The organism is Pseudomonas sp. P5_A2_2 (assembly GCF_054177685.1).
Map to the genome: position 1 here is coordinate 1 of NZ_JBGCUL010000452.1, position 3611 is coordinate 3611.

2 protein-coding genes and 1 pseudogene are annotated in these 3611 nt (G+C 61.0%); all 3 read left to right on the plus strand.

The window, feature by feature from the left end; all coding sequences use genetic code 11:
- Positions 1-773 (plus strand): DUF1329 domain-containing protein (locus tag ACXRVY_RS20250; RefSeq protein ID WP_458238080.1); only part of this gene is annotated, 773 nt, incomplete at its 5' end.
- Positions 774-794: 21 nt separating this feature from the next.
- Positions 795-2657, plus strand: a complete 1863-nt coding sequence (locus ACXRVY_RS20255; protein ID WP_458238081.1) for a DUF1302 domain-containing protein — start codon at positions 795-797, stop codon at positions 2655-2657.
- A gap of 67 nt (positions 2658-2724) precedes the next feature.
- Positions 2725-3611, plus strand: a pseudogene (locus ACXRVY_RS20260) (RND family transporter); the annotation flags it as partial.

A 3611-nucleotide genomic window follows, 5' to 3' on the forward strand; every position in this document is an offset into this window, starting at 1 on the left:
CCCCTATAACGACCCGGCCGTACCCCTATAACGACCCGGCCGTAAAAGCCCCGGCAGATACCGGCAATATCGAAGCCATGCTGATGTATGACCTGCTTTCACCCTCGTCCCGGGCAGGCGAGATGTACCTGGTGCATGCGCAGTTGGATAAGCCGCAGGATGCCTGGATCTACTTCCCTGGCCAACGCCGCGTGCGGCGCGCACCCTCCTTTGCCTACGACAACCCGATTGCTGGCTCGGACAGCCTCTACTACGTTGACCAGATCAATATGTACACCGGTGCGCTCGATCGTTACGACTACAAGCTGGTCGGCAAAAAGGAAATGATTGTTGCGTACAACTCTTACAAGTTGGTCGATAAGTCGAACAACTATGAGCAGTTGATCGGTCAGGACTACCTCAATCGTGATGTGCAGCGTTACGAGCAGCACCGGGTCTGGGTGGTGGAGGCAACGGTGAAAGCTGACAAGCGCCACTCCCTGGCCAAGCGGGTGTTCTACTTCGACGAGGACAGCTGGGCATTGCTGCATGTCGATATGTTCGACGCCAAGGGCAATCTTTGGCGTGCCCAGGAAGGCAGCGTCTGGGCCAATCCACAGATCCAGGCATGCACCTCCATCGAGTACGTCAGCTATGACCTGATCGCCCGTCGCTACATCGCCGACGGCTTTACCCAGGAAGGCAAGGTGCTCGACCTGACCGCAGGCCTCGAAGGCCGGGTCAACGACAAGATGTTCAACTCCGACGAACTGCGTCGCCGCGGCGAACGTTAAGTCCGACCTGAGGAAAAGCTCATGCATAACAAAAATAAAGGCGCGGCCCTTGCCGCGCCGGGCTTCCCGCGTGTCAAAAACAACCTGACCCTGCTGATGATGGCGGCCTGCGGCCTGGTCTGGAGCGCGCCGGGCCACGCGTTTCGCTTCGGCTCGGACGCGGGGATATCCGGCAGCCTGGATTCGAGTCTGTCCTATGGCTTCGCTCAGCGCCTGGAGCCGCAGGACTGCCATATCCTCGGCGGCGACAGCGGTGGCTGTAACAACGGCACCCAGACTCAGACCGGGCGCTTCTACAATCTGAGCAAAGGGAATGGCTACGCCAACGCCGATATCAGCTACAGCAATGCTGACGATGGCAACCTCAACTACAACAAGCACGATGTCTTCTCGCACGTGATCAAGGGCAACCATGAGTTGAGCCTGAAACTCGGTGAGGGTTGGAGCGCACTCGGCCGGGTCGCCTGGGCGAAAGACTTCAAGATGGATGACACCCGAAACACCGAACTGGATGACGACGCCAAGCGGGAAGCCACCGAGCGCCTGGAGTTGCTCGACCTCTGGGTGGCGAAGAGCTTCGACCTGGGTGAGATGCCAGCCAAGGTCAAGGTCGGCAACCAGGTGATCAGCTGGGGCGAGGAAATCTTCGTGACCGGTGGCATCAACCAGATCAACGCCATCAACCTTGCGAACTACCACACCCCCGGCACCCAATTGAAGGAGGTGTTCATCCCGGCACCTATGGCTTCGTTCAACCTCGGGCTGAGCGAGACCCTCAGCGTTGAGGCCTACTACCAGTTCAAGTGGAACGCCTATGGCATCGACCCGGTGGGCACCTACTACTCGGGGAGCGATGTGGTGGGTGAAGGCAATCTGCCGATCTACCTCTCGACCAGCTTCGTCAACAATGTCTTCAGCCCCTTGCTCGGCCTGACTTGCGCCGACCTGACGCCCACGGGACGCTGCGGCGCGCCAGGCATCAGCGGCCTGAGCGACGAGCAGATGTTCGCCACGGGGCTGGCGATTCCCTACGCCGGCAGGCATGAAGCGAAAAACAGTGGGCAGTACGGCATCGCCCTGCGCTGGACGGCGGAGGAGATCGAGACCGAGTTCGGCGTGTTCTACCAGCGTTACCATGACAAGTTGCCCTTCGTCGGCTACACGGCYACCCGCTCCCCCGATACCCTGCTGGTCGATAACTACTTCATCAACTATGGCGAAGACAAGAATCTGTTCGGCCTGTCGATGAACACCATGGTCGGACCGGTAGCGGTCGGCGCGGAGCTGTCCTACCGGCCCAACGACAGCGTCAGCATTGATCCCCTGGTGCCCTTTGGCGTGGCCTTCACCGGCCGGTTCAATGAATTCAGCGTGTACGACAACGGCGTCAGCAAGGGCTATGTCGAAGAGAAGAAATGGCAGGCACATGTGAATGCCGTCTACAGCTTCTCCGCCAGCGACCCGCTGKGTTTCATTCCCGGGAGCCTGGGCGCCTCCGACGGCTTCCTGCTGACCGAGGCGGTCGTCACCCACTACCCGGATCTGGACACCTCGGGCGAGACGCCATACCTGCTCCCGGACTATTCACTGCCGGACAAAACCTCCTGGGGCTACGTCGCCGAGATGGGCATCAACTACCCGAATGCGTTCGGTAGCGGTATCACCCTCACGCCGCAGCTGGACTTTTACCACGACGTCAACGGCACCACGCCGAACGCATCGCCGTTCGTCGAGGGCCGCAAGTCGCTGACCAGCTCCTTGCTGTTCAACTACCGCGACCGTTGGAAGGGTGGCCTGCAGTGGGTGCAGTACTGGGGCGGCGGCGACAACAACCTGATGACTGACCGCGATTTCATCAGCGGCAACATCTCCTACTCGTTCTGACCACCGGCGTAAGGCGGGCCAGTCCCGCCCTGCTCCGTTCGCTTGGTAATTTCAGGAAGGCATAACCATGCTGACTTCCCTGGTGCTCGGCCTCGAGCGCTTCTTCTTCCGTCATCGTCTTGCCACCCTCGGCGTGCTGGCCTTGATTACCCTGGTGATGGGCGGCTTCGCCGCGCAGCTACGCATGTCTGCCGGCTTCGACAAGCAGCTGCCGCAGCAGCACGAGTTCATCAAGACCTTCAACCAGTACCGCGACGTGCTGTTCGGCGCCAATCGCATCATCGTGGTGCTGCACGCCAAGCACGGCGATATCTGGAACAAGGAGGCGCTGACCAAGCTTAACGATCTGACCCAGACCCTGTTCTTCATGCCCGGCATCGACCGCCGCACGGTGACCTCGCTGTGGACCCCGAACACCCGCGCGGTACAGATTACCGAAGAGGGCATGAAGGCCGAGGATGTGGTGGGGGGCGACGTCACCGTGGCCACTCTGAGCGACCAGGCCATCGTCGGCATTCGTGAGCGCACCCTGGTCGGCGGCTTCGTCGGTAGCCTGGTGGCCAACGACTACTCCGGGGCCATGGTGCTGGCCGAGCTGGCCGATCCTGACCCACAGACCGGCCAACGCCTGAACTACCTGGAGTTCAGCCAGCGCCTGGAGGATGAAGTGCGGGCCAAGTACGGCGACGACCAGTACGAGGTGCAGATCATCGGTTTCGCCAAGCAGATGGGCGACATCGGCGCTGGCGCCACGTCGGTGATGGGTTTCTTCGCCCTGGCGTTCCTGCTCACCGTGCTGGCGGTCTATTGGTACACCCGCTCCTGGGCGTTGACCTTCCTGCCGCTGTGCTGTTCGCTGGTGTCGGTGGTCTGGCAATTCGGCACCATCACGCTGCTCGGCTTCGGCCTCGACCCGCTGGCAATCCTGGTGCCTTTCCTGGTGTTCGCCATCGG